Annotated in this window: 5 protein-coding genes; 3 read left to right on the forward strand and 2 right to left on the reverse strand. The window is 61.6% G+C overall.

Translation table 11 applies throughout. The annotated features are described in order from the left end of the window. Window positions 1-1,214, reverse strand: a 1,214-nt coding sequence (locus tag WEB61_RS02685) for an alpha/beta fold hydrolase (protein ID WP_368062787.1), incomplete at its 3' end; no start/stop codon positions are given. Window positions 1,215-1,282: 68 nt separating this feature from the next. Here WEB61_RS02685 and WEB61_RS02690 point away from each other — a divergent pair. Further along, the gene (locus tag WEB61_RS02690; RefSeq protein ID WP_368062788.1) at window positions 1,283-1,726 is read left to right on the forward strand and encodes a nuclear transport factor 2 family protein; all 444 of its coding nucleotides are present in this window, start codon (window positions 1,283-1,285) and stop codon (window positions 1,724-1,726) included. 12 nt (window positions 1,727-1,738) lie between these two features. Continuing rightward, a complete protein-coding gene (locus tag WEB61_RS02695; RefSeq protein WP_368062789.1) occupies window positions 1,739-2,362 on the forward strand; it encodes a TetR/AcrR family transcriptional regulator in 624 nt (207 codons plus the stop codon). Window positions 2,363-2,518: 156 nt separating this feature from the next. Here the strand turns inward: WEB61_RS02695 and WEB61_RS02700 are convergent, their stop codons facing one another. Further along, entirely contained in the window at window positions 2,519-3,262 is a 744-nt protein-coding gene (locus WEB61_RS02700; RefSeq protein WP_368062790.1) for an SOS response-associated peptidase, read from the reverse strand. Between the two features lie 136 nt (window positions 3,263-3,398). Between WEB61_RS02700 and WEB61_RS02705 the strand changes: the two genes are divergently transcribed. Beyond that, the coding region (locus WEB61_RS02705; RefSeq protein WP_368062791.1) for a transcriptional repressor at window positions 3,399-3,770 on the forward strand (372 nt) is incomplete at its 3' end.

The following is a 3,770-nucleotide window of genomic DNA, read 5'->3' on the forward strand; positions in this document are numbered from 1 at the left end:
CAAACGCGCGGGCGCCAACGATCAAGGGCCATGCGCGCCTGTTCGCCGATATGCGGACGCCAACTGTCAAACAAAGCCATCAGGTCATGACCATGTGCCTTGGCCAGACCGACGTCATGGCTCAAGACATCCATTTCATTTGCAATCGTCATCACCACCAGAGCGCGGCGGGTTGCGTCGTCCAGCGCCGACACTTGTCCGGTGTGGCGATCAACCATCTGCGGATTTGACGTCGTCCAACCTGGATAACTCGCCCCACGATCACACAGGCAATAGAGGTGGACCAGTCGCTCCGCTTTCTGCCCGATGATGCCGATGACGGTTTTGCGCCCTCGATCGGCCACAACAGACGACGCAAATCCTTCAGTGCCATAGGCGGCATGGAGCCGCCCGGCATCGACAATTTCGGGCGCTTCGTTCCATTCGCGGAGCATGTCGCCGACACGACCGAGATGTGCGCCGAGCGTGCCGCCCGGATGCTGGAGGCCGGCACCTCCATTGCGGGCGATGAACCGATCGATGCGGCGATCTCTCACGTCATCGGATTGTGCGAAGTCCGCTATCGCCTTGGCGAGCTCTCCGGGGGCGTCACGCGCAATCAGATGCCCCGTCTCTTCGATGACGATTGTCTGAAGTTGCGGGGCCCATGATTTCAACCGGGCCACTTCCTTGTCGTCAATGGCACCCACCCCTCCCGCGCGCACCAGCAGCAAGGGCATCCGAAGTCGAGCCGCCGCTTCGCCCATCTGCGCTGCGCGCCCGAGAATGTCGTCAACAAGGGGCGAGCGGTCCAGGCCATGTCCGCCGCGCGCCAGAAAGGCGCGCACGCGCATCGGGTCAGGCGTTGGAACGACGTCGACCAGTATCAAACCCGACACATCCGCCTGGGTCGATGCGTCAGCCAGTGCGAGCATTGAGGCCATTCCGCCCAGGGACGCGCCGACGACAAGAGGGCACCCGCCGATGCGTTCAATCATTGCGACAGTATCGGCCGCATAAGCGCCAATGCCGTCGCTGGATTGCCCGCCGCTCGCGCCGTGTCCGCGCTGGTCGCAGGCGACGCTGCGAAAACCTCTCTCATCAAGCTCATTCATAACGGGGCGCCACACCTGTCTGCGTTCCCCGCCTGCATGCAGCAACAGGATTTGCGGACCCGCTCCCCGGCTTTCGCAGATGATTTCAACGCCGCCCCGATCGATGGTTGTTGTGGTCATGCGATCCTCTACCTTGATATGTCAATGTAATGTAGGTAACGTCAGCCTCCAAAGCAAGGAGGGACAGCATGGCCATCGTTCAAAAGTTCATCGAACAGCGTCAGATATTCGAAGCGGCATATGAGGATGACAACTGGGCACCTCTTGCTCCCTATTTCCATGAAGAGGTCGTCTATGAAGTCATCAACATGCCTTTTCATTGCCGCATTGAGGGCCGTACTGTCATGATCGAAGGGTTGAAACGGTCCATTGAGCGCTTCGACAAGCTATGTGTGCGCGCGGTCGGACTGGGCGCGAAGCTCTACGAAGAAGGAAACAATGTGTTCGTTCATGGCGGGATCCGGTTTCAGCGCGCGGATGCACCCGTTCTCGAGTCCAGCCTGTGGGAGATCGCCACCTATAGAGACGGGCTGATCGTGCGCTTGATGGACATCTATGACGCGGGCGACAAAGAGCGGTTCGAACGCTGGATGACCGAATGGGGCGACGGGCCCGATCCAAGCTACATCTGAACATGAGATAAAATGGCCGTCACCAAACGCAGAACAAGACGAAGCAAGGAGGAGGCGCGGGCCCTGATCCTCGAGGCGGCTGAAACCTTGCTGCGCAAAGGTGGGCCAGCCGCCGTCACCATGCGCGCGGTCGCCGGAAATCTTGGCATTACGGACGCCGCCGTGAGCCATCACTTTGGTACGCGGCAAGAATTGCTTGAGGCGCTGCTGCACCAAGGCGGACGGCGGCTCAAGGACGAGCTGAACGCTGCGCTCAAGGAATGGCGGGAGACGAAGCCATCCATTCAATCCCTTGTCGACGTTATCGCCGATGTTTATGCCGATGGCGCTTATTCGGAACTGGCGCTGCAATTGCATTTATCGGGCTGGCGGGATCGCGGCAGCGGATTGCTCAATTCCGTCGTCGATGAATTGCACGCCATGAGAACAAAGGCGTTCGCCGCGGGCGGGAGAAAACGACCTTCCATTCAGGAAACGCGGTTCGCTGTCGGTATGATGCACCAGACACTCGCCCTCGATCCGTTGTTTGGCGAAGACTTCAGACGCAGCGCGGGCATTTCGTCAGCGGATAAGCCGAGCATAAAACAGCGAAAAGAGATGTGGGGCGCGATGTTGCGCGCCATCCTGGAGGGTTGAAGGAAGGGATTCACGCAGAGGCGCAGAGACGCAGAGGTGCTGCGGCGGGTGGATGCCTATCGCCCTGAGCCGCGATTGTTTGATATTCCACCCGCCCCCCCAAGGGGCGGGTGGGAGGAAAAACACGCGGGACGCGTTGGGGAATTCAAGGCCGACTCAAAACAACCCCAGCTGTTTCGTGTCGGGCTGCTTTTTCACGCGTGACGGCTTTTCGGGTTCGGGGGTCACGACTTCGCGGTCGAGGAGGGTTGCGTCGTCGTTGGCGGTACGGTTGATCCGCGTGCTGACGGGTTGGGCGTCCAGGAGATCGCCGGGCGCGGGGCGCAGCAGGGCCTGGGCTTCCTTCAGCGGCGTGGCCGGGTCGAGCCAGGTGTCCCAGTCCTTTTCGTCGAGGATCACCGGCATGCGGTGGTGGATGGGGGCGAGCGTTTCATTCGCTTCGCAGGTGACGACGGCGCAGGTGTCGATTTCGCTGCCGTCGGCGTTTGCCCAGGTTTCCCAGAGGGCGGCCATGGCGAAGGGGGCGCGGTCGCCGTTTTCGGCGCGGCGGCGGATGACATAAGGCTGCTTCGGCCCTTTTCCCTGCCCTTTCCATTCGTAGAAACCATCGGCCGGCATGAGGGCGCGGCGGTGGCGGAAGGAACCGCGGAAGCTCGGCTTTTCGGCGATGGTTTCGGCGCGGGCATTGATCAGCAGCGATGACGACACTTCCTTCGCCCATGAAGGGATCAGCCCCCAGCGGACAAGCAAGAAATGGCGCTGGCCGGCGTCGCGAAACACGATGGGGACGGGCTGGGTCGGGGCGATGTTGAAACGGGGCGGGAAATTGGGCTGCTCCTCGAAGCCGAAAAGCTCGCGCATCGCGCCGGGGGGCGTGGTGATGGTGTAGCGACCGCACATACGCCCTGTTTAAGGCGAGTCGCCGCGGGTGGCGACTTTTTGTCTGGAGCGCGTTCGGACGCAAAACCGGCGACCACTTTTGCTGAACGCGCTCTTGTTGTTATGTTGTAACATCCGCACCGGCAAAGGAGACGGCATGACAGCGCGCGCGGCGGCACACGCCCATACCTCGCATAATCACCGGGCCTGCATCGACGATGCGCTGGCGACGGCGCGCGACCTCTGCGGCGCGCGGGGCGTGCAGTTGACGCCCTTGCGCGAGAAAGTGTTGCAGATCGTCTGGAAGAGCCACAAGCCCGTGGGCGCCTATGAGGTGCTGGACGAGCTTTCGCGCAGCCACAAGGCCGCGCGGCCGCCCACCGTTTACCGGGCGCTCGACTTCCTGATGGCCGAGGGCCTCATCCACAAGATCGAATCGCTGAACGCCTATCTCGGCTGCATCGAGGCCGGCGCGCCGCATTCGGGCCAGTTCCTGATCTGCCGTAAATGCGGCGCGACCGAGGAAATC

The sequence above is a fragment of the Parvibaculum sp. genome, assembly GCF_040882025.1.
GTDB lineage: Bacteria > Pseudomonadota > Alphaproteobacteria > Parvibaculales > Parvibaculaceae > Parvibaculum.